The sequence below is a fragment of the Paenarthrobacter sp. 4246 genome (assembly GCF_040546855.1).
Taxonomy (GTDB): domain Bacteria; phylum Actinomycetota; class Actinomycetes; order Actinomycetales; family Micrococcaceae; genus Arthrobacter.
The window spans coordinates 122,587-143,700 of record NZ_JBEPOP010000004.1 but is presented as its reverse complement, the minus strand read 5'-3'; the positions used below and the strand labels follow the sequence as shown (position 1 = coordinate 143,700).

The following is a 21,114-nucleotide window of genomic DNA, read 5'->3' as shown; positions in this document are numbered from 1 at the left end:
CAACTAGTTTCAGTTTTAGACACGGGAGATTGCAGTCATGAGCAAGAAAGTACGCCTCGGCATCATCGGATTTGGCCAGCAGGGCGGCGCCTACGCCAAGTTCATCGCCGACGGCCTCGTGCCGAACATGGAGATCGCCGCCATCAGCGACGTCGATCCCGCCAAGAAGGAGCTGGCCGCTTCCCAGTACCCCGATGTCCCGTTCTTCGAGGATTACATCGCGATGCTGGAGAGCGGTTCCGTGGACGCGATTGTCACCTGTGTGCCGCATTTCCTGCACCCGGAGATGGGCATCGAGACACTCAAGCGCAATATCCACGCGCTCGTGGAGAAGCCCGCCGGCGTTTACACCAAGCAGGTGAAGGAGCTTAATGAGTTCGCGGCCTCCAAGCCGGAGCTCTCCTTTGGCATCATGTTCAACCAGCGCAACAACCCGCTGTACAAGAAGCTCAAGGAAATCGTCGATAACGGCGAGATCGGCAGCATCCGGCGCACCAACTGGATCATCACCAACTGGTGGCGTCCCCAGGGCTACTACAACTCCAGCGAATGGCGCGCCACCTGGGGCGGCGAAGGCGGCGGCGTCCTGGTCAACCAGGCACCGCACCAGCTGGACCTCTGGCAGTGGATCTGCGGCGTCCCCAAGTCCGTGTACTCGAAGGTGGCGTTCGGCTTCCGCCGCGATATCGCCGTCGAGGATGAGGTCACCGCGGTAGTGGATTATGGCAACGGCGGCGCCACTGGCGTTTTCGTCACGGCCACCCATGACATTGTGGGAACGGACCGGTTCGAAATCCTGGGCGACCAGGGCAAGATCGTGGTGGAGGGCAGCAAGGTTGCCACCGTCACCCGCTTGGTCAAGCCGGAACGGGACATCAGCGATGCGATGGGCATGGACGATGTCCGCAAGCTCTTCATGGGGCAGCTGAACCGCGACGAGCTGTACACCAGCGAGGTCATCGAATTCGAGTCCGTCTGGGGCGGCCAGCACGCAGGTGTCCTGGAGAACTTCGCTGCCAACATCCTGGACGGTACGCCGCTGCTGGCCCCGGGGTCCGATGGCATCAACGGTGTCCGCCTGGCCAACGCCATCCACCTCTCCGCCTGGACCGGCAAGGAAGTATCGCTGGACTTTGATGAGGACGAGTTCCTGCAAGAGCTGAACAAGCGCATCGCAGAAGAGGGCAAGTTCCCCGAGCGTTCCTAACAAGCGCGAAATGGGCCGGTTGCTGATTTGTTTGGCAACCGGCCTTTTTTGTTGCCATGCGGTCTACGATGGAGCGGTGACTGACGTGACGAGCACCGGAACAGCAACCACCCCCACCAAACGAGGCCGGGGGGAGAAGTCTTCTGCCACGATTTACGACATCGCGAAGCTGGCGGGCGTGAATCCTTCCACTGTGTCCCGCGCGCTGAGTAAGCCCGGCCGCGTTAGCGCCAAGACGCAGAAGATTATTGAGGATGCGGCAGCGGAGCTGAACTATCAGGTCAACCCCTTCGCGCGGGCCTTGCCCACCGGCCGCACCCAGACCATCGGCTTGATCGTCGCGGACATCACCAACCCCACGTTCTTCGACATCATCCGCGGCGCTGAAACCACCGGCTCAGCCCGCGATTACACGTTGGTTCTGGCTGAGTCTGCCGAGTCGCCGGAGACGGAGGTAACCGCCGCCCGGCGCCTCCTCAGCACGGTTGACGGCCTTATTTTGGCCAGCCCGCGCATGGACGACGACCACATCCGCGCCTTGGCCGCGGACAAACCCGTGGCCGTCATCAACCGCGAAATCCAAGGCGTGCCGTGCGTTGTTCCCGATGTCAACAAGGGCATCAGCGAAGCCGTGCGCAGCCTGGCCGCCAATGGCCACGAGAAGCTGGCGTACGTCGCCGGCCCCAAGCAGTCCTGGATGACGGCCCGCCGTTGGGAAGGCGTCAAAGCCGCCGCCGAGTGGTCCAAGCTGAGCGCGGTGCGCCTGGAGTCGTCCAAACCAACGGTCGACGGCGGCCGGCAGGTTGCGCGCGACGTCCTGCAGAGCGGGGCGACGGCGGTGATCACCTACAACGACCTCTTGGCCATTGGCTTGATGCAGGAACTGCAGGCCGGCGGCATGCGCGTTCCGGACCAGATCAGCATTGTTGGTTTCGACGATATCTTCGGCGCCGATTTCACCACTCCCGCCCTGACCACAGTGCGCTCGCCCTTGGGGGAGTGCGGCACCCGTGCCGTGACCATCCTGCTGGACATGCTCCAAGGCCAGGACGCTCCGGGCGAAGCTGTCCGGGTGGAGACGGAACTCGTAGTGCGTGGCTCCAGCGGACGGCTGTTGGTTTAGCCCCAGGGCGGAACGCCATTGGCCGTGATGGACGGCCACTCAGCAACTAGTTGGCAATTTTTGGCAACCGGTTGACAAAGGTTGGATCGGACCGCCAAGATTGACCTATGTCACAGTCCATCGCAGCACACCCTGACAGGCTCCTGCCCGCAGATCCCGGGACGCGCAGCATCGCGCGGTCCTTGCTGGAGCGCGTCCAGGACCTGCCCATCATTTCCCCGCACGGCCACGTTGACGCCGCAGTCATCGAGCAGAACACGCCGTTCCCCGACCCTGCTGCGCTTCTGGTCAGCCCGGATCACTACGTCACCCGCCTGATCCACGCCAACGGAGTTCCGATGGATCAGCTGCTGGCCGGCACCGCGTCCGCCCCGGAGTCCAGGGAGATCTGGCGGACCTTTGTCCAGGCCTGGCCGCTCTTCGAAGGCACTGCCTCCGGGTACTGGCTGCGCACCCAGTTCAATGATGTGTTCAAACTCGGCGCGGACCTCAGTGAGCTGTCCGCAGACGCAAGTTATGACGCTATTGCTGCCAAGTTGGTGGAACCCGACTTCCGCCCGCGGCAGCTCTTCAAGGACTTCAACATCGAGGTCCTCGCCACAACGGATGATCCGCTGGACAGTCTGGCCAGCCACAAGGCACTCACTGAAGATCCGACCTTCAACGGCCGCGTCGTGCCCACGTTCCGCCCGGACGCCTACCTGAATGTGGCTCATCCCAGCTGGAGTGCCAATGTGGATCGGCTCATCGAGACCGCGGCTGACGGCGGCACTGGCTACGCCGGCTACATCGCGGCCCTGGAAAACCGGCGTCGTTATTTCGTAGAGCATGGCGCGGTATCGGCGGACCATGGCGTCCGCACCCCGGCCACGCTCAAGCTGGACCCCGTGGAAGCGGAAGCGCTCTTCGAAAAGGCGCGCTCCGGCAAGGCCACTTCGCAGGATCGCGACGCATTCGAGGCCCACATGATGTACCAGATGGCGCGCATGTCCGTGGAGGATGGCCTGGTCATGACCGTCCACCCGGGTTCGTACCGGAACCACCACGGCCCTACCTTCGAGTCCTTTGGTGCCGATACCGGTCACGACATTCCGTTCGCCGTGAACTACACCGAGGCCATCCGGCCGTTGCTGCAGGACTTCGGCACGGCCAAGGATTTCCACCTGGTGCTCTTCACGCTGGACGAGACAGTGTTTTCCCGCGAACTCGCGCCGCTGGCAGGCTTCTACCCGTCTGTGTACATCGGCGCCCCGTGGTGGTTCCTGGATGCGCCCGACGCCATGTTGCGCTTCCGCTCTGCGGTGACAGAAACTGCCGGCTTCTCGCGGTCCTCCGGCTTCATCGATGACACCCGCGCCTTCTGCTCCATTCCCGCACGGCACGACGCCTCCCGCAGGATCGAAGCGTCCTTCCTCGCACGCCTTGTAGCCGAGCACCGCGTCACTGAGGACCGCGCGCACGAGCTGATTCTCGACGTCGTCGATTCCTCCCCGCGCAGGGTGTTCAAGCTGTGAACGCCGGGCTTCCGCGTCTCAACCGCGAGACCCGCCCCGCCGGCAAGGCGCCGGTCCGCATTGTCCACCTTGGCCTGGGTGCCTTCCACCGTTCGCACCAGGCCTGGTACACGCAGCACGCCGCCGACGCGGGGGAGTGGGGCATCGCCTCCTTCACCGGACGCCGACCGGACGCCGCCGAGGTTCTCGCGGGACAGGATGGTTTGTTTACCGTGGTGGAGCGATCCGATGCCGGCGACTCCTTCGAGGTTGTGGGCAGCATCGTCGAAGCCGTCGATGGTGCCAACGTCGGCCGGCTGGTTGAACTGGTCGCCGCTCCGCAGACCGCCGTGGTCACCCTGACCATCACCGAAGCCGCCTACGGGTTTGGCGCGGAAGACGTGACGTTGCTGCGTGCCGGCGAAAAGCCCACGACGCCGTTGGGGCGTCTGGTCCGCGGCCTCGCCGCCCGCAGGGACGCCGACGCCGGTCCCCTCGCCGTGGTGTCCTGCGACAACCTCTCGGACAACGGCAACGTCGCCCGGGGTGGCGTGCTGGGTATTGCCAGAGAGTTCGACGGCGGCCTGGCCGCCTGGATCGAGGCGAACGTGAGCTTCGTGAGCACGTCCGTTGACCGCATTACGCCCCGGACAACTGCCGATGACGTTGCCCTGGTGAGCGAAAAGTGCGGCTACCGGGACGACGCTCCGGTGGTCACCGAACCTTTCCGCAACTGGGTCCTGAGCGGAGTCTTCCCTGCAGGCCGTCCGCGGTGGGAGGACGCCGGGGCTGTCTTTGTGGACGACATCGAGCCCTATGAAAACCGCAAGCTCTGGCTACTTAATGGTGCGCACTCGATCCTGGCCTACGCCGGGCAACTGCGTGGGCACTCCACGGTGGCCGAAGCTCTGGCCGATCCCCTATGCCTGCGAGCCGTCGAAGATTTCTGGGACGAGGCGTCCAGGCACCTTGCCGGTGACGATCTGGGCATTCCCGACTACAGGGAGGCGTTGCTGGAGCGCTTTGGCAACTCCCGGATTGCACACCACTTGGCTCAGATCGCCATGGACGCCAGCACCAAGCTTCGCATGCGGGCCGTTCCTGTACTCCGCGCCGAACGCGCAGCAGGGCGAACCGGTGAAGCTGCGGCCAGGATGATCGCCGCGTGGGCTGCGTTCGTGGAAACGAACGCTGGCCTGCAGGATCCCCGTGCTTTGGAGGTGGAGCAGGCCAACCAGCTTTCCGGCCTTGACCGCACTGCTGCCCTGGTGTCGTTGCTGGATTCCGGGCTTGCGGGGGATCCCCCGGTAGTGGAGCTGGTCTACCGGCTCGGCCAAGCGTTTGCAACAGATGCGCAACCGGTTGCCGTAAGTGGTAATCCAACCTAACCCTTCAACCCAGCCACATCCCGAAAGGAAAAGCTGTGAAAATCATTGCCGCTGAAGTCTTTGTGACCAGCCCGTCCCGCAACTTCGTCACCTTGCGCATCACTACGGAGGACGGTGTGACGGGCATCGGAGACGCCACCCTCAACGGCCGTGAACTCGCGGTAGCTGCATACCTCAAGGAGCATGTGGCGCAGCTGCTGATTGGCAAGGATCCGCACAGGATCGAGGACACCTGGCAGTTCCTGTATCGAAGCTCGTACTGGCGCCGCGGGCCCGTCACGATGGCCGCCATCGCCGCCGTCGACATGGCGTTGTGGGACATCAAGGGCAAGGTTGCCGGGATGCCGGTGTATCAGTTGCTTGGTGGCGCTTCCCGTAACGGGCTGCGCGCCTACGGCCACGCGTCCGGCGCTGATATTCCGTCGCTGTTCGACTCCGTTCGTGAGCACCTGGAGCTGGGCTACAAGTCCATCCGTATCCAGACGGCGGTCCCTGGCATCAAGGCCGTCTATGGTGTTGCCGCGCAAGCCCAAGCCTCGGGCGAACGGTACGACTACGAGCCCGCCGGCCGTGGTAACTTCCCGTTGGAAGAAGACTGGGACACTCGCGCCTACCTGCGCCACCTGCCCACCGTTTTTGAGGCAGTGCGGAACGAGTTCGGCCCGGAGATCCCGCTGCTGCATGATGGACACCACCGCATGACGCCCATCCAGGCCGCCAAGCTCGGCAAGGCCCTGGAACCGTACGACCTCTTCTGGCTGGAAGACTGCACCCCGGCCGAGAACCAGGAGGGCCTGCGCCTGGTCCGCCAGCACACCACCACCCCGCTGGCCATCGGCGAAATCTTCAACACCGTGTATGACTTCCAGACCCTCATCAAGGAACAGCTGATCGACTACGTCCGCGCAGCCTCCACCCACTTCGGCGGCATCTCACCGCTCAAGAAGGTCATGGACTTCGCCGCGCAGTACCAGATCAAGTCCGGCTTCCACGGCCCCACGGACATCTCCCCGGTAGGTTTTGCCGCCCAGCTGCACGTCGGCCTGGCCATCCACAACTACGGGATCCAGGAATACATGCAGCACTCTGACAAGACCAACGAGGTCTTCCAGCAGTCCATGACCTTCAAAGACGGCTACCTGCATCCGGGCGACAACCCCGGCATCGGCGTCGAATTCAACGAGGAAGCCGCCGCCGCGTTCCCGTACCAGCAGGCCTACCTGCCCTACAACCGACTCGTGGACGGCACGGTTCATGACTGGTAGATCTGCTTCCCCTGAAGATGGGCACCGCCACCACATCGTAGTGATGGGCGTGGCCGGTTGCGGCAAGAGCACCATTGGTGCCGCCCTCGCCAAGCGCCTCGGCGCTGGATTCCTCGACGGCGATTCGCTGCACCCCCAGGCGAACATCGACAAGATGGCCTCGGGTACTCCGCTGAACGACGACGACCGTGCACCCTGGCTGGCTGAAATCGGCAGGCGATTCCCGGCGTCGAAATCTGCTCTTGTCATCGCGTGCAGCGCGCTCAAACGCTCGTACCGGAACATCATCCGCAGCGCCGACCCATCCGTGGTGTTCGTGCACCTGCACGGCACCCGCGAGTTGCTGAACGCCCGTATGACTGCCCGGCCCGGGCACTTCATGCCGGCCTCGCTGCTGGACTCGCAGTTGGCTACGCTGGAACCGCTCGAGGACGACGAAGCCGGGGTTCTTGTGGACATCGCATCGCCCGTGGAGGACATCGTGAATGACGTACATGCCGCACTGACAGGCCAGTCCGCAGCGTCTACCGGGCCGCACTTGGTGGATTTGGCAGCGGCTCCCTACAACCTGGATGACGCCGCGGTGGAGTGGGTAGAGAGCACCATTGGTTCCATGACGCTGGAAGAGAAGATCGGCCAGCTGTTCATCAATCACAACAACGACTACTCCCCGGCGTACCTCGACGGCGTGCTGGAGAACTTCCATGTGGGCGGTATGCGGTACCGGCCAGGGCCGTCATCGGCCGTGCAGGAACACATCCGTTACGCCCAGTCCAAAACCCGCATTCCGCTGCTGATCGCGTCCAATCCGGAGATGGGCGGCGCCGGCAGTTGCGACGACGGCACGTTCGTTTCCACGCACTTGCAGGCGGGCTCGCACCCGGACAAGGACATTGCGCGGCAGATGGGCCAGGTGGCCGGCGTCGAGACTGCCGCACTGGGCTGCAACTGGGCCTTCGCGCCGATCGTGGACATTCACTACAACTGGCGCAACACGGTCATTTCCACGCGGGCTTTCGGCAACACCCCGGAGATTGTGGTTGAGCGGGCCAAGGAGTACTTCGACGGCATCAGTGAATCACCCACCGTCTGCGCCATGAAGCATTTTCCGGGGGACGGCATTGATGAGCGCGATCAGCACGTAGTCACGTCATACAACACCCTCGGCTATGAAGACTGGAACGCCAGCTACGGACACGTGTACCGCGAAATGATCGGGCACGGCGTGCAGTCCATCATGGTGGGCCACATTGGTGCGCCCGAGGTGTCCCGGCACTTCCGGCCAGGCTTGTCGGATGCTGAGATTCTCCCTGCCACGCTGGCGCCTGAGTTGTTGCAGGATCTGCTCCGTGGCGAACTCGGTTTCAATGGGCTGGTCCTCACGGATGCTTCGCTGATGGTTGGTCTGACACAGGCCATGAAGCGCCGCGACTTGGTGCCTGCGACCATCGCTGCGGGCTGCGACATGTTCCTGTTCTTCCGGAACCCGGAGGAGGACTTCGGGTACATGCTGGACGGCTATAAGTCCGGAGTCATCAGCGAGGGGCGTTTGCAGGATGCCCTGCGGCGGATCCTTGGCCTCAAGGCGAGCCTCGGCTTGCACCTCGCGTCGCGGGATTCGTTGGTTCCGTCGGCCGAAGCCTTGGCTGTTATTGGCAGTGAGGCCCACCGCGCCATCGCCGCGGACGTTGCCGACAAGACCGTGACGCTGGTGAAGGACACCGCCCGCAACCTGCCCATCACCCCTCAGACGCATCCGCGGATCCGTCTCTACGGCATCTCAGGTGGAGCCGACTTCACGCGCGCCGATCCTCTGGCCTACCTGGACACCGTCCGCGAAGAACTTGAAACCGCAGGATTTCAGGTCAGCGTGTTCAGGACCGCTGAGCAGCGCGAAGCCGCAGGGGAGAGGGGTATGAACTTTATGCGGGTCTTGTCCGAGGAAGCCACCGGCGACTATGCGGAGCGTTACGACGCCGCCTTTGTCTTCGCGAATGTAAAGGGTTTCGCGCAGGAGGCTTCCATTCGGATCAAGTGGTCCTCGCCCATGGCTGCCGAAATTCCCTGGTATGCCACGGAGGTTCCCACGGTGTTTGTCTCCTTGAACCAGCCGAACCACTTGATCGACGTGCCCATGGTCAAGACAGCCATTCACGCACACGCAGCAACGCGTGAGGCCATTCGGGCCACGATCGAGAAGATCCAGGGCAAGTCCGGGTTCCTGGGGACGTTTAACCAGAACGTGTTCTGCGATTCGTTCGACACCCGCCTCTGATTTCACTGATCGACGCCCGGTACTGCCTGCAACGCAGTACCGGGCTCTTTCTTGCCCTCCCGCGGCTCGGCCTTACCGTCCGGAACGATGAAGTCGCCAATTGTGAACGCTAACAACGATTCAAGTCAAGAGATACTGGGACGGTTCCGGTCGGTAATCAATTCGTGATCCACGGCACTTGACCGACGGTATTGTTAGCGTTCACAATGGCAGTCGCATCACTTTTCACCGGCATGTGCCGCCCTCAGCACACAGGCCACCCAGCTTTACCGTGCCGGACGCGCAGATGCTCCGGCTGCATCAGAGTTCGCGGCAATGCTGCCGCGGAAGGAGAGCATCGTGAGATTGAAAAAACTCCTGGGCGCCGTAGCGGTTGTCCTGACCTTGACCGTGGGAGCCACGGGCTGCGGAAGCCGTGGAGGCACTGCGGAGTCCACCAGCAGCGCGAACCCGAGCGATTCCCTGGTAGGCATTTCCATGCCCACCCAGACCTCCGAACGCTGGATCGCAGATGGCGCCAACGTGGAGAAGTCGCTGAAGGATCTCGGCTACAAGACGGACCTCCAGTTCGCCAACGACGACATTCCTACGCAGGTTTCCCAGATTGAGAACATGCTGACCAAGGGCGCAAAGGCCCTGATCATCGCGGCCATCGATGGCACCACCCTGACCGATGTCCTGGCCAAAGCCAAGGAGCAGAACGTCAAGGTCATCGCCTATGACCGACTCATCAACGGAACGCCGAACGTGGACTACTACACCACCTTCGACAACTACACCGTTGGTGTCCAGCAGGCAACCTCGCTGCTGACCGGGCTTGGCCTGGTTGACGCCAGCGGCAAGAAGGTAGAGGGCAAGGGCCCGTTCAACGTTGAGCTGTTCGCCGGAAGCCCGGACGACAACAACGCCAACTTCTTCTGGACCGGCGCCATGGACACCCTCAAGCCGTACATGGATGCCGGCACGCTGAAGGTTCCCAGCGGCCAGACCAAGTTTGAGCAGGCAGCCATCCTGCGCTGGCAGGCACCCGTAGCCCAGAAGCGCATGGAAGACATCCTTACCTCGGCCTACAGCTCCGGCACCAAGCTGGACGGCGTTTTGTCCCCGTACGACGGCCTTTCCATCGGTATCATTTCCGCCCTGACCAGCACCGGCGGCTACTCCACCGGAAGCCTTCCCGTGGTCACCGGACAGGATGCAGAAAAGGGCTCCGTGAAGTCCATCGTCGCCGGCGAGCAGTACTCCACAATCTTCAAGGACACCCGCCAGCTAGGCGCGCAGGCCGTGAAGATGGTGGACGCTGTCCTCAAGGGCACCGAGCCGGAAACCAATGACACCAAGACCTACAACAACAAGGTCAAGGTTGTTCCGGCCTTCCTCCTGAAGTCCGTCATCATCACCAAGGACAACTTCCAGAAGGAACTCATCGACTCGGGCTACTACAAGGAATCCGACGTCAAGTAGCTAGTTCCCGGTCTGCGGTCCCGCCGCCCTGTGCTGCAGCGCGCAGCTGTTCCAGTACACAGTGCGGCGGGACCGCAGCCTCCTCCAGAGCCTGTCGAGTCCTCGGCCCGGCCAAGTTCCAACCAGTCAGCGGGAATTGACGATGAACGTACCCATTCTTCAAATGCGAGGAATCACCAAGACCTTCCCCGGGGTAAAAGCCCTGCAGGACGTCACCCTGGACGTCAACCGAGGTGAGGTTCACGCCATCTGTGGTGAGAACGGCGCCGGGAAGTCCACCCTCATGAAAGTGCTCTCCGGCGTTTACGCCCACAACACTTTCGACGGCGACATCCTCTTCGAGAACGAACCCTGCGATTTTTCGAGCATCACGGACAGCGAAAAGCGCGGCATCGTGATCATCCATCAGGAACTGGCCCTGAGCCCGTACCTGTCCATCGCCGAGAACATCTACCTCGGCAATGAGCTGGCCAAGAACGGCTGGGTGGACTGGCGGAAGACCAACCTGGAAGCCGCCAAGCTGCTGGCCCGGGTGGGCCTCAGCGAAAATCCGGTGACCCCCATCCAGCACATCAGCGTTGGCAAGCAGCAACTGGTGGAGATCGCCAAGGCGCTGTCCAAGGAAGTCAAACTCCTCATTCTGGACGAGCCAACCGCGGCGCTGAACGACGAAGACTCAGACCACTTGCTGGACCTCATCCTTCACCTCAAGGGCCAGGGCGTCACAAGCATCATCATCAGCCACAAACTCAACGAGATCCGCAAAGTGGCAGACGCCGTCACCATCATCCGTGATGGCAAGTCCATCGAGACCCTGCGGCTGGATCAGGGCCAGATCACGCAGGAACGCATCATCCGTGGAATGGTGGGCCGCGACCTTGAAAGCCTCTATCCGGACCGGACCCCCAACATCGGCGAGGAAGTCCTCCGCATCGAGGATTGGACAGTCCAGCATCCCCAGGACCATTCCCGCATGGTGGTGAACAATGCCAGCCTCAACGTCCGCAAGGGTGAAGTTGTAGGCCTGGCAGGCCTCATGGGTGCCGGCCGGACCGAGCTGGCCATGAGCGTCTTTGGCCGGACGTACGGGCGGGCAGTATCGGGCAAGGTTTACAAGTACGGGGAAGAAATCAACACTTCCACCGTTTCCGACGCCATCGAGCACGGGATCGCCTACGCAACCGAAGACCGGAAGCACTACGGCCTGAATTTGATCGAAGACATCAAGCGCAACATCTCCATGGCCGCACTGAACAAGCTGGCCAAGCGCGGCTGGGTGGACGGCAACAAAGAGACCACCGTAGCCAACCACTACCGCAAGAGCATGAACATCAAAGCTCCCTCAGTTGCTGCCATCACCGGCAAACTTTCGGGTGGAAACCAGCAAAAGGTGGTGCTGAGCAAATGGATGTTCTCAGACCCCGACGTCCTGATCCTGGACGAACCGACCCGTGGAATCGACGTCGGCGCCAAGTTTGAGATCTACACCATCATTGCCGAGCTTGCAGCTGCGGGGAAAGCAGTCATTGTGATCTCCTCTGAGCTTCCGGAGCTCCTGGGCATCTGCGACAGGATCTACACCCTGTCCGCAGGCCACATCACCGGCGAAGTCCCCATCGCCGAAGCCACCCAGGAAACCCTCATGCACTACATGACCCAAGAGAAGGAATAGCGAACATGTCCGCCCTACGAGAATCCCTTGGCTTCCTCACAAGCCGCCTCCGCCAGGTTGGCATCTTCGTCGCCCTGATCCTGATTGTCATCCTTTTCCAGGTCCTGACCGACGGCATCCTCCTGCAGCCGCAGAATGTCACCAACCTGGTGGTCCAGAACAGCTACATCCTGATACTGGCCATCGGCATGGTGATGGTCATTATTGCCGGACATATCGACCTGTCCGTCGGGTCCATCGCAGGCTTCATCGGCGCTGTGGCCGGCGTGATGATCGTGCACTGGGGCTGGGCGTGGTGGCTCGCCATCCCGGCCTGCCTCCTGGTTGGCGCGTTGGTGGGAGCTTGGCAAGGCTACTGGATTGCCTATGTGGGCATTCCGGCCTTCATCGTCACCCTCGCCGGCATGCTCATCTTCCGTGGGCTGACCCTCATCACCCTCAAGAACCAGCAGATCACCCCTTTCCCCAACGAACTCCGTGCACTGGGCGGTGGCTTCCTGCCGGACATTTCCGGGGGTACCTCCGTGTTGGAATGGCTGACGGTCATCCTTGGCGTCGGTGGCACTGCAGCCATCCTCTTCCAGGCATTGAAGGAACGCCGGGTACGCCGCAAGTTCAACCTTGAGAATGAGCCGATGGCCTGGTTCGCCGTCAAGAACGGCTTTATCGCAGTGCTGATGCTTATCATCACCTTCCTGCTGGCCAGCTACCGCGGAACCCCGATTGTCCTGATCGTCTTGGCGATCCTGGTGATCGTCTACTCGGCGCTGATGAACAACAGCATTTTCGGCCGTCACACCTACGCGATCGGTGGAAACCTCCACGCAGCCGAGCTTTCGGGCATCAAGACCAAGAAGGTCACTTTCCGCCTGTTCGTCAACATGGGTGTGCTTGCCGCGTTGGCCGGCCTGGTGTTCACTGCCCGCCTGAACTCGGCACAGCCCGCCGGTGGTACCGGCTTCGAACTCGACTCCATTGCTGCCGCATTCATTGGTGGCGCAGCGGTCCAGGGCGGTATTGGCACTGTAGCGGGCGCCATGATCGGTGGCCTGATCATGGGCGTCCTGAACAACGGCATGTCCATCCTTGGCCTGGGTACCGATTACCAGCAGCTCATCAAGGGCTTGGTGCTCCTGCTCGCCGTCGGCTTCGATATCTTCAACAAGAACCGGACCGGCGCCGGAGGAGGGTCCTCCATGGGCCGTCGTTTCAAGTGGAAGACCACGCCGCCGGCAACCGACGCGGCCCCCGCCGCCAAAGCGGAGCCCGTGGGCGTCGACGCTAAGTAGGATCCGATGTCACGCGGCGAACATCCGCCAGAGGCGGGGTCCCGGGCACGGCCCGGGGCCCCGCCGGGTCCGCCCGCCCCGCTGGGCCCGCGGACCTCGCTGGACCTGCCCGCGCTGCCAGCCCGGCCTCCCGTCATGGGTGACGTTGCGAAGATGGCCGGGGTCTCGCACCAAACCGTTTCCCGCGTCCTGAACAACCATCCCAACGTCAGCGGAAAAACCCGGGAACGCGTGGAATCAGCCATCGCGCACCTCGGGTACAGGCGGAACACAGCAGCCCGCAGCCTGGTGACCCGAAGGTCCCGGACCATCGGGGTGCTTGCGTGCGAAACGGGCCAGTTTGGTCCGGCGAACACGCTCCTGGGGGTTGAACAGGCGGGCAGGGAAGCCGGGTACTTCGTCAGCATCGCCAATCTTCGCGAGGTAACCGGCGAAAGCATCAATGATGCCATCGCACATTTCCGAAACCAGTCCGTGGACGGCATTGTCATCCTGGTTCCGCACCCCGATGTCCTGGCCGTCCTGCGCGACGTTTCGGTTCCCGTGCCGATCGTTGCCGTGGGCGCAGGAGCCGGCAACCAACTGACGGGCGCCTCGCTCGATCAACGGCTTGGAGCCCGCCTGGCCGTCGACCACCTGATCGGTCTGGGGCATCGCAATATTGCCCACATCTCCGGCCCCCCGCACTGGATCGACGCTGCGGAGCGCATCAAAGGCTGGCAGGAAGCGCTCGGTGCTGCGGGGCTGGGAGCTGACGTCCTGCTGGAAGGTGGGTGGGATGCCGCCTCGGGTTACCGTGCCGGCCGCGATCTCCTGCAGCACAGCAGCATCACCGCTGTCTTCGTGGCCAACGACCAGATGGCCGTGGGCGTCCTTCGCGCCGTCCAGGAAGCGGGACGTCACGTGCCCGGCGACATCAGCGTGGTGGGCTACGACGATCAACCGGAAGCTGAATTCTTCATGCCGCCCCTGACCTCCATCAAGCAGGACTTCGAGGAACTCGGACGCCGCTGCATGGAGGCCGTGCTGCAACAGTTGGATGGAGAGCAGACGAGCGGTGAACAAATGGTCAACCCCCGCTTGGTGATCCGCTCCACCACGGCCGCCCCTGCGCCTCGCTGAACGTCACTCCTACTAAACTAGGAGCCATGACTTCCACGCTTGATACTGCTGCTGCCCGTGCCCGCCTTCTTGAACTCATCAAGGAACTGGCGGTGGTCCGCGGCAAGGTGATCCTCTCCAGCGGCAAGGAAGCGGACTACTACATCGACCTCCGCCGCATCACCCTGCACCACGAGGCCTCCAAGCTGGTGGGCCAGGTCATGTTGGCAATGATCGACGACGCCGGCGTTTCAGTTGAGTGCGCGGGCGGACTCACCATGGGTGCCGACCCCGTCGGAACCGCTGTGATGCACGCTGCTGCCGATGCCGGCCGTGCAGTGGACGCCTTCGTGGTCCGCAAGGCCCAGAAGTCCTACGGCATGGGCCGTCAGGTGGAAGGCCCCTCCGTTGAGGGCCGCAACGTGGTGGTCCTCGAGGACACGTCCACCACCGGCGGGTCCGCGCTGACCGCCGTCGAAGGCGTCCGTAAAGCGGGCGGCAATGTGGTGGCCGTCGCTGTGATTGTTGACCGTAGTACCGGCGCCAAAGAGAAGATCGAAGCTGAAACCGGCGTGCCGTACCTCTTCGCTTTCGGCAAGGACGAGCTGGGCCTCGACTAAGGAGTTTTGTACAGTTCCGGACCTTAAGGGCGCATCTTAAGGGCATCAGCTGTACACAATCTACGGGGCTGTGAGGTACCACCTTCCGAAGCCTATGCTTGCTGCGTGGACGTTCAAGTAGGGAAGCTCCCGGCACCGGCGGAGGTGGACCAAAACCTCTCCGTGCCGGCTTCTCCTGAACTGGAGAAGGCAGAGGATCCGGGCGCATGGGCCCGGATCCTGCCTTACGCTGCCCGCCTCAGGAAGACGTCCCGCCGGAACTTCCTCATCACCGCCGGAGCCTCCGCGGCGCTGGCCGGGGACATGCTTTTCACCCGTCGTGTCCAGGCCGAGCGGCGGGCTACCAAGATCCTCCGGGTTCCTGATCCATACTCGGACTTGTACTTCCCCAAAGCCAGCTGGATCCTGTTCCCCGGGTACAAAACCAGCTGGGAAGAAGCCCAGTGGATCCTCAACTCACTGCGTCCTGCCCTGCACCAGCGCGGCCGCCTTGCCGCCGTCGGATATTCCAACCTGGGACTGGACGTGGACGAGATCGTCCGCGAAATCATCCTGCACGTCCGCGAGCTGGAACTGGAGAAGCTCTACTTCTATGGCCACAGTTTCGGCGGGATGCTCGCCACCCAGGTGGCCGCCCGCCTCTTGGAACTGCACGGCGTGGAAACGCAGCTGATTGTTCTGGATTCGAGCCCGTTCAGCCGTGCCGACGTCCTGGACCAGAGCTGGTTCGATGGCGTCGTGTTCCTTTACGAGAATGGCTTCCGCATTCCGTCAGTCCTCCGCGGCGGCTATGAGCTGGGGGAGCGCGTGGCGCACAAGGACGAGCGCACGTGGCGGCAAATCCTCGACCAAAGCCTGGAACAGCTCTCGCCAATCGCTCCTTCCAGCGTGCTCATCCAGACGGAGTCGGCGTACATTTACCACTTTGACGGACTCCGCCTGGCCGGAAAGATCGGTGGCGCCAAGATGGCCTTTTTGGGCAACGCCAAGGATGGCACCGTGGATTATGAGTCGGCGCGTGCCGGGTGGAGCAAGGTCTTCGGGGCCAACATGGCCCTGCCCACACTCAGCACCGAAGGCGCGCGACCAGCCCACGCCAGTCCGCAATGGAACGGGAGCATCTACCGCCCGCTGCTGGAACGCGTCCAGGATGAACTCCAGCCGCTCCCGCCCCAGCCTGAGGAGCCGTCGTACCAGGAGCCGAATGGCAGGGTCATCCGTCCGGCCTAGGTGCTGACCGGACTACCTTGGGCGCCCGCTTAACGCAGCGCTTCAACCTCGACGGCGGTGAGGCCCGCCTCGCGCAGGAAGCTCCGCGCGTCGCCGAACTCCTCCGCGAAGGCAGCGAGGAAATGCCGCATCGCTGCTTCAGGGCTCTGCAGGACCATCAGCTCCGGGCTGAAATAGGCCGCAGGAGTAGAGGGGACATGCAGGCGCCATGTTTCAGCCATGACTTCCAGCATGGTGGGAAGGCTGAGGGTGGTGGTGGTGTAATCCTCCACCACGGCATCCTCTGATCCGCCACCGGCCAGGAGGGCGATTGCCGACACCACCCCCGTGCGGTCCTTGCCCAGCGAGCAATGGACCAGCGTGCGCTTGCCGCGGGAAACGGGCCGCAGCGCATCAGCGACCCACTCCGGGCGCAACTTGATCCAGCCGAGGTACAGCTCGCCCAGATCCTCCGGTGTCTCCACCGCATGGAGCGAGCCGGCGATTGCGTTCGGGTCCAGCGGGTTGTTGACGAGTTCGACGGCGGGCGGGACGACGGCAGGTGGGACTGCGGCGGGCCGGGTACCGTCGTCGTGGACTTCGTCGTTTCGAACGGCTTCATGGCCGGGGATCAACCACGGAACCAAGGAGCGCTCAAGCTCACTGCGCAGGTCCACGATCGTCTGGATGCCGTGCTCCGCCAGGAAACCCGACGTCGCAGCGGCATCCAAACCGAACGGCTGGCTCCCCCTGAGAATCCGGCCACCGGCCAGAGGACGCAGATTAAGCACAGCCATAGTTCGGTCCTTTTAGATCTGGCTCTTGAGGTCGGCCACGGAGTTCAGGATCTGGTTGGGACGGAACGGGAAGGACACGATTTCTTCGCGCTGCGTAATGCCGCTGAGCACCAGAACTGTGTGCAGTCCTGCTTCCATGCCCGCCACGATGTCCGTGTCCATGCGGTCGCCGATCATGGCCGTGGTCTCCGAATGGGCATCGATCTGGTTCATGGCCGAGCGGAACATCATGGGGTTGGGCTTGCCCACGATGTAGGGCTCGCGGCCAGTGGCCTTGGTGATCATGGCCGCTATGGCCCCGGTTGCCGGCATGGGCCCGTCCTTGGAAGGACCAGTGGCATCCGGGTTGGTAGCGATGAAGCGGGCGCCGGCCAGGATGTGGCGGACGGCCATGGTAATCGCTTCAAAGGAGTAGGTGCGGGTTTCGCCGAGCACTACGAAGTCGGGGTCGGTGTCCGTGAGGATGAACCCGGCTTCGTGCAGGGCTGTTGTGAGGCCTGCTTCGCCGATGGTGTACGCGCGGTTGCCGGAATCAGAGGACTGGACCTGGTCCTTGAGGAACTGGGCGGTGGCCAGCGCGGACGTCCAGATGTTCTCTTCCGGAACTTCCAGGCCGGACGCGCGCAAGCGGGCTGCGAGGTCGCGTGGGGTAAAGATGGAGTTGTTGGTCAGGACCAGGAAGCGCTTGGACGTATCTACCCAGCGCTGGATGAGTTCAGCTGCGCCGGGGATCGCCTGGTTTTCATGAACCAGGACTCCATCCATGTCCGTGAGCCAGCATTCAATTTCGTGGCCGTTCCGATAAACCGATGTGGACGTGGTTTCTTCTGCCATATTTGCCTCCGGCTGGGATTGTTTATGCACTGCCACCAGTCTTTCATCAATCTGCGGCCCTAACATCCTGTGATCCCGCTTATGTGGGTAGTTCTGCCCATGTGGATATCCGCTGTGACTTGCGGTGGACGCCTCTGATTCGACTACGCTGGGGGCGGCGCAGGCGTGCCACCACCGTGGGTCGGGGGATCGACATGGTGGTTTTTATGTGCCGCCCGCGCATCAGCAGGTCCCCTCTTCCGGTTTAACCATCGGGTGTCCCCAGAAACATCCCGGTGACTCACTGCCTTTGAAAGGGCCTGCCATGAGCAACAACAACGGAGCGCCTCAGCCTCCCTACAACCCCGACGGCGTACCGCAGCCGCGCTACGACACCGGTCAGGGTCAGTACGGCCAGTACCAGCCGGAGCAGACCCAACCCATGTACCAGCCGGAGGACGCGCAGCCGGGGCACCAGGACGCCCAGCAGGGCCAGCCGGGCTTCCCACCGCCGGGTGCCGGATACCCGGGCCAGCCTGGCTACCCCGGCCAGCCTGGTGGGCCGGGCCAGCCTGGCTACCCCGGCCAGCCCGGTGGGCCCGGCCAGCCTGGCCACCCCGGCCAGCCTGGCTACCCCGGCCAGAACCCGGGCGACCACAACAAGAAGTCCTTGTTCCTCATCCTGGGCGGTGTCGCCGTCGTCGTGATTTTTGCGCTGGTGGTGGCGTTCACGTGGCTGATTCCGTCCATGACCAAGCCGACTGCAGTGGAGACTCCTGCGCCGTCAGTTACATCTTCCGAGGAAGCATCCGAAGCAGCGGCGGAGCCGTCTGCTGAACCGTCAGGCGACGCGTCCGCATCCAGTGATATCCCTGCCGGTGCCATCCCGCTGCCGGCCGTGTGGGAAGAGCTTGCCGGACCCAGCAACGTTCCGGCGGACGGCGATCCACTGTTCAGCAAGTGGGTCACGGGCGAATCCTCCTTCCAGTACTTGGCCGAGTGGACCCACGACGAGTCGTTCGGCATCACCAAGGACCCCACCACTGGCGAAGAGATCCAAAAGAAGGCCCAGGGCACGGTAGAAGCCGACGGCGACGGCATCGCGCTCGCCTACGCGTTCTTTGCAGAGTCCGAGGAGGGCAAGTTCGGCAAGGATCCGGAAGAGGTCAAGAAGGCCATCCAGGACATCGAAGCCCGTTACAAGGGCATGACCGCCACGGAGCTGCCCCAGAACCTGGTGGGCCACAAGTGCACCTCCGACTTCAAGACGTCCATGCCGGAAATCCGTGAGTTCCGCCGTGGTGCCGCAGTAGTCATCGGCTTCACCTGCACCAATGCCCGTGGCGAAGCCATCCAGGCCGTGAACTTGTTCTCTGTGACTCCCTGGGGTACCCCGCAGATGCTCGGCGTCAGTGGTCACAAGACATACTGGGATGCGCATCCGGGACTCTTCGAGCAATTGGCCAACTCGTACCGCATCAACAAGTGGAAGATGGGCTAGGAGCCGCTCGACCCAGCCCGCTCATCCGGGTGACGGGGCAGGGCTAAAGTTGAGGGGTGACTGACCTTCCCCCCAATGTAGCCCTGCCCACGCCTGCCGAATCCCCTGAGGGAACCACACCGGAGGGCGAGGCAGAAGCGAAACCCGAGGTCGGCGTCGGGCCTTGGGAAGGCGAGCTGCCAGTGGGCGACCATTGGGACCCGGACCTGTTGAGGGACGGTGACCGCCGCAACGTGGTGGACCAGTACAGGTACTGGAAGCACGAGGCGATCGTGGCGGATCTCGATTCCAAGCGTCACGACTTCCACATCGCCATTGAGAACTGGCAGCACGATCTCAACATCGGCACCGTGGTGAGGACCGCCAACGCCTTCCTCGCCAAGGAGGTCCACATCATTGGACGACGGCGGTGGAACCGTCGCGGGGCCATGGTCACCGACCGCTACCAGCATGTCCGCCACCACCCCACCGTTGAGGAGTTCGTCCAGTGGGCGGAGGGGGAGGGGCTGGCGGTGATCGGCATCGACATTTTCCCGGATTCCGTGCCTTTGGAGACCTACGACCTCCCCAAGAACTGCGTGCTGGTATTCGGGCAGGAAGGCCCCGGCCTCACGCCCGAGGTGCACGATGCCGCCGTCGCAACGCTTTCCATCGAGCAGTTCGGCTCCACCCGGTCCATGAACGCGGCCTCAGCCGCGGCCATCGCCATGCACGCGTGGGTCCGCCGACACGTGTTCCAGCAACCTGTCAGCTAGGCAAGCCTCAAGTATCGGCCCGCGCCGATGCCCGTCTACCGATCTTTCAGGGTGGCTTTTCCGTCCACGATCTGGATCTCACCTGAGGCTCTGGGTATTACAAGCTCAACCTTCGGCTCCCATTGCGGGGCGTCGTCACGGCCGCTGTTCACTTCGTAGCTCACCGAAGCCGCGCCCGATTGCGCCGACTGAATGATCCAACTGTCCTCGCCGCGAAGGAGAGTGAAGGTGGGATCCTTCTCGATGGTCCATTTCACGTTGCGGGTAGGTCGGTATTCGGAGATCGCAAACCCGGAACAGCCACGTCGCGTCGCTTCGGCGGTACTAGCCGGAGCGGAGGCAGTGCATTCAGTCCGTTTGTTCTCAAGAAGTGTCCGGGTCTCGTCCAGGAGCAGCTGGGTGGGTAACACTTTCAAACTTTCGGTGTTCTTGGAAATCGCCCGGTCAATGCTGATCAAGGCCTTCTGCTCTTCTGCCGTTGTGTACTTGTCTCCGGAAATGCCGAGGATGTACTCGCCGGGGAAGGCCGGCATCAGCAGGGAATCACTGGCAGCGGTTCCGGAGTCAGGAGCGGTAACAACCACGCCGTTCACGGTGAACGACCCCACGGGACGGCTGGAACTGAGCCGGATCTTCTGGAAGTTTTTGGGTCCGACCTTCCACTCGCCCTCCCGTGACTGGGTCATCCTCAAAAGAATGTCCTGCTTGCGGCCGTTCTGGGTAACTTCGGCAGTGACAAAATCGGATCTTGCGTCCAGGATCCGGTAGCCGTCAATGCGCTGTCCTGCACTTTTGTAAACGTTGTTCTGGAGGAGTGCTTTTTCATTCTCGGGGACGCCGGGATCGGAGACGCTCAGGGCTTTCTCTCCGTCTCCGTCGATCAGGGCCTGAAAGTATGTTCCAGCTGTGGCGCTCATGCCCCGGTCCGGTGAGAACAGCGGTAAAACCACGAGAACCAAGGCAAGGATTGCCGCGGTGAGGACTACCGCTGCGCCCGCTGCGATGGCAATAATAATGTTCCGCTTCCGCCCGGGTTTCCCTTCGGGGAAAGAACCGCCCTGCTGCTGCAGGGGTGGCGCCAGACGGGGCTGATTGTTTGCACTCGGTGGGATCTCCATTCCCGCAGTATATCCACCGTTTCG

The 21,114-nt window shown here is 62.7% G+C and carries 17 protein-coding genes; 14 read left to right on the top strand and 3 right to left on the bottom strand.

Annotated elements, in window-relative coordinates; genetic code table 11:
• Positions 1–37: 37 nt before the first annotated feature.
• From ABIE35_RS08540 to ABIE35_RS08485, 12 genes are all read left to right on the top strand, one after another.
• Positions 38–1,207 (top strand): Gfo/Idh/MocA family protein, encoded by a 1,170-nt coding sequence (locus ABIE35_RS08540; protein ID WP_354514059.1) that lies wholly within the window; start codon positions 38–40, stop codon positions 1,205–1,207.
• A 76-nt stretch (positions 1,208–1,283) separates the two neighbouring features.
• Positions 1,284–2,330, top strand: coding sequence for a LacI family DNA-binding transcriptional regulator (locus ABIE35_RS08535; protein ID WP_354514057.1), 1,047 nt, complete (start codon positions 1,284–1,286; stop codon positions 2,328–2,330).
• 107 nt (positions 2,331–2,437) lie between these two features.
• On the top strand, positions 2,438–3,844 hold the full coding sequence (uxaC, locus tag ABIE35_RS08530) for a glucuronate isomerase (RefSeq protein ID WP_354514055.1): 1,407 nt from the start codon (positions 2,438–2,440) through the stop codon (positions 3,842–3,844).
• Positions 3,841–5,211 (top strand): mannitol dehydrogenase family protein, encoded by a 1,371-nt coding sequence (locus ABIE35_RS08525; protein ID WP_354514053.1) that lies wholly within the window; start codon positions 3,841–3,843, stop codon positions 5,209–5,211. Before uxaC ends, ABIE35_RS08525 begins: the two co-directional genes overlap by 4 nt.
• Positions 5,212–5,246: 35 nt before the next feature.
• Positions 5,247–6,476, top strand: coding sequence for a D-mannonate dehydratase ManD (gene manD, locus ABIE35_RS08520; RefSeq protein WP_354514051.1), 1,230 nt, complete (start codon positions 5,247–5,249; stop codon positions 6,474–6,476).
• Complete coding sequence (locus ABIE35_RS08515) at positions 6,466–8,751, top strand: gluconokinase, GntK/IdnK-type (protein WP_354514049.1); 2,286 nt, start codon at positions 6,466–6,468, stop codon at positions 8,749–8,751. The genes manD and ABIE35_RS08515 overlap by 11 nt, the downstream gene beginning before the upstream one ends.
• A 339-nt stretch (positions 8,752–9,090) precedes the next feature.
• Positions 9,091–10,215, top strand: coding sequence for a multiple monosaccharide ABC transporter substrate-binding protein (gene chvE, locus ABIE35_RS08510; protein WP_354514047.1), 1,125 nt, complete (start codon positions 9,091–9,093; stop codon positions 10,213–10,215).
• 142 nt (positions 10,216–10,357) lie between these two features.
• Entirely contained in the window at positions 10,358–11,887 is a 1,530-nt protein-coding gene (gene mmsA, locus ABIE35_RS08505) for a multiple monosaccharide ABC transporter ATP-binding protein (RefSeq protein WP_354514045.1), read from the top strand.
• Between the two features lie 5 nt (positions 11,888–11,892).
• Entirely contained in the window at positions 11,893–13,176 is a 1,284-nt protein-coding gene (gene mmsB / locus ABIE35_RS08500; RefSeq protein WP_354514043.1) for a multiple monosaccharide ABC transporter permease, read from the top strand.
• Positions 13,177–13,311: 135 nt separating this feature from the next.
• Positions 13,312–14,298 (top strand): LacI family DNA-binding transcriptional regulator, encoded by a 987-nt coding sequence (locus ABIE35_RS08495; RefSeq protein ID WP_354514662.1) that lies wholly within the window; start codon positions 13,312–13,314, stop codon positions 14,296–14,298.
• 26 nt (positions 14,299–14,324) lie between these two features.
• Positions 14,325–14,897: an orotate phosphoribosyltransferase gene (gene pyrE, locus ABIE35_RS08490; RefSeq protein ID WP_089593522.1), complete on the top strand. Its 573-nt coding sequence runs from the start codon at positions 14,325–14,327 to the stop codon at positions 14,895–14,897.
• A gap of 105 nt (positions 14,898–15,002) precedes the next feature.
• Positions 15,003–16,127 carry a thioesterase domain-containing protein gene (locus ABIE35_RS08485; protein WP_354514041.1) on the top strand — a complete coding sequence of 375 codons (1,125 nt, stop codon included), beginning with the start codon at positions 15,003–15,005 and terminating at the stop codon, positions 16,125–16,127.
• A 29-nt stretch (positions 16,128–16,156) separates the two neighbouring features.
• Here the strand turns inward: ABIE35_RS08485 and ABIE35_RS08480 are convergent, their stop codons facing one another.
• Both ABIE35_RS08480 and ABIE35_RS08475 read right to left on the bottom strand, forming a co-directional pair.
• Complete coding sequence (locus ABIE35_RS08480) at positions 16,157–16,903, bottom strand: tyrosine-protein phosphatase (protein WP_354514039.1); 747 nt, start codon at positions 16,901–16,903, stop codon at positions 16,157–16,159.
• A gap of 12 nt (positions 16,904–16,915) precedes the next feature.
• Positions 16,916–17,737, bottom strand: coding sequence for an HAD-IIA family hydrolase (locus ABIE35_RS08475; protein ID WP_035761154.1), 822 nt, complete (start codon positions 17,735–17,737; stop codon positions 16,916–16,918).
• Between the two features lie 304 nt (positions 17,738–18,041).
• Here ABIE35_RS08475 and ABIE35_RS08470 point away from each other — a divergent pair, with 304 nt between their 5' ends.
• Both ABIE35_RS08470 and ABIE35_RS08465 read left to right on the top strand, forming a co-directional pair.
• Positions 18,042–19,217: a hypothetical protein gene (locus ABIE35_RS08470; RefSeq protein WP_354514037.1), complete on the top strand. Its 1,176-nt coding sequence runs from the start codon at positions 18,042–18,044 to the stop codon at positions 19,215–19,217.
• An 83-nt stretch (positions 19,218–19,300) separates the two neighbouring features.
• Positions 19,301–19,972, top strand: a complete 672-nt coding sequence (locus tag ABIE35_RS08465; protein ID WP_502921378.1) for a TrmH family RNA methyltransferase — start codon at positions 19,301–19,303, stop codon at positions 19,970–19,972.
• 35 nt (positions 19,973–20,007) lie between these two features.
• Here ABIE35_RS08465 and ABIE35_RS08460 read toward each other — a convergent pair whose 3' ends face one another.
• Positions 20,008–21,090 (bottom strand): hypothetical protein, encoded by a 1,083-nt coding sequence (locus ABIE35_RS08460; RefSeq protein ID WP_354514033.1) that lies wholly within the window; start codon positions 21,088–21,090, stop codon positions 20,008–20,010.
• Positions 21,091–21,114 lie beyond the last annotated feature (24 nt).

Excerpts from the sequence above, each read along its gene's own strand:
- ABIE35_RS08540 (WP_354514059.1), top strand. The coding sequence starts at position 38 with ATGAGCAAGAAAGTACGCCTCGGCATCATCGGATTTGGCCAGCAGGGC.
- uxaC (WP_354514055.1), top strand. The coding sequence starts at position 2,438 with ATGTCACAGTCCATCGCAGCACACCCTGACAGGCTCCTGCCCGCAGAT.
- ABIE35_RS08515 (WP_354514049.1), top strand. The coding sequence starts at position 6,466 with ATGACTGGTAGATCTGCTTCCCCTGAAGATGGGCACCGCCACCACATC.
- mmsA (WP_354514045.1), top strand. The coding sequence starts at position 10,358 with ATGAACGTACCCATTCTTCAAATGCGAGGAATCACCAAGACCTTCCCC.
- mmsB (WP_354514043.1), top strand. The coding sequence starts at position 11,893 with ATGTCCGCCCTACGAGAATCCCTTGGCTTCCTCACAAGCCGCCTCCGC.
- ABIE35_RS08495 (WP_354514662.1), top strand. The coding sequence starts at position 13,312 with ATGGGTGACGTTGCGAAGATGGCCGGGGTCTCGCACCAAACCGTTTCC.
- pyrE (WP_089593522.1), top strand. The coding sequence starts at position 14,325 with ATGACTTCCACGCTTGATACTGCTGCTGCCCGTGCCCGCCTTCTTGAA.
- ABIE35_RS08480 (WP_354514039.1), bottom strand. The coding sequence starts at position 16,903 with ATGGCTGTGCTTAATCTGCGTCCTCTGGCCGGTGGCCGGATTCTCAGG.
- ABIE35_RS08475 (WP_035761154.1), bottom strand. The coding sequence starts at position 17,737 with ATGGCAGAAGAAACCACGTCCACATCGGTTTATCGGAACGGCCACGAA.
- ABIE35_RS08470 (WP_354514037.1), top strand. The coding sequence starts at position 18,042 with ATGAGCAACAACAACGGAGCGCCTCAGCCTCCCTACAACCCCGACGGC.
- ABIE35_RS08460 (WP_354514033.1), bottom strand. The coding sequence starts at position 21,090 with ATGGAGATCCCACCGAGTGCAAACAATCAGCCCCGTCTGGCGCCACCC.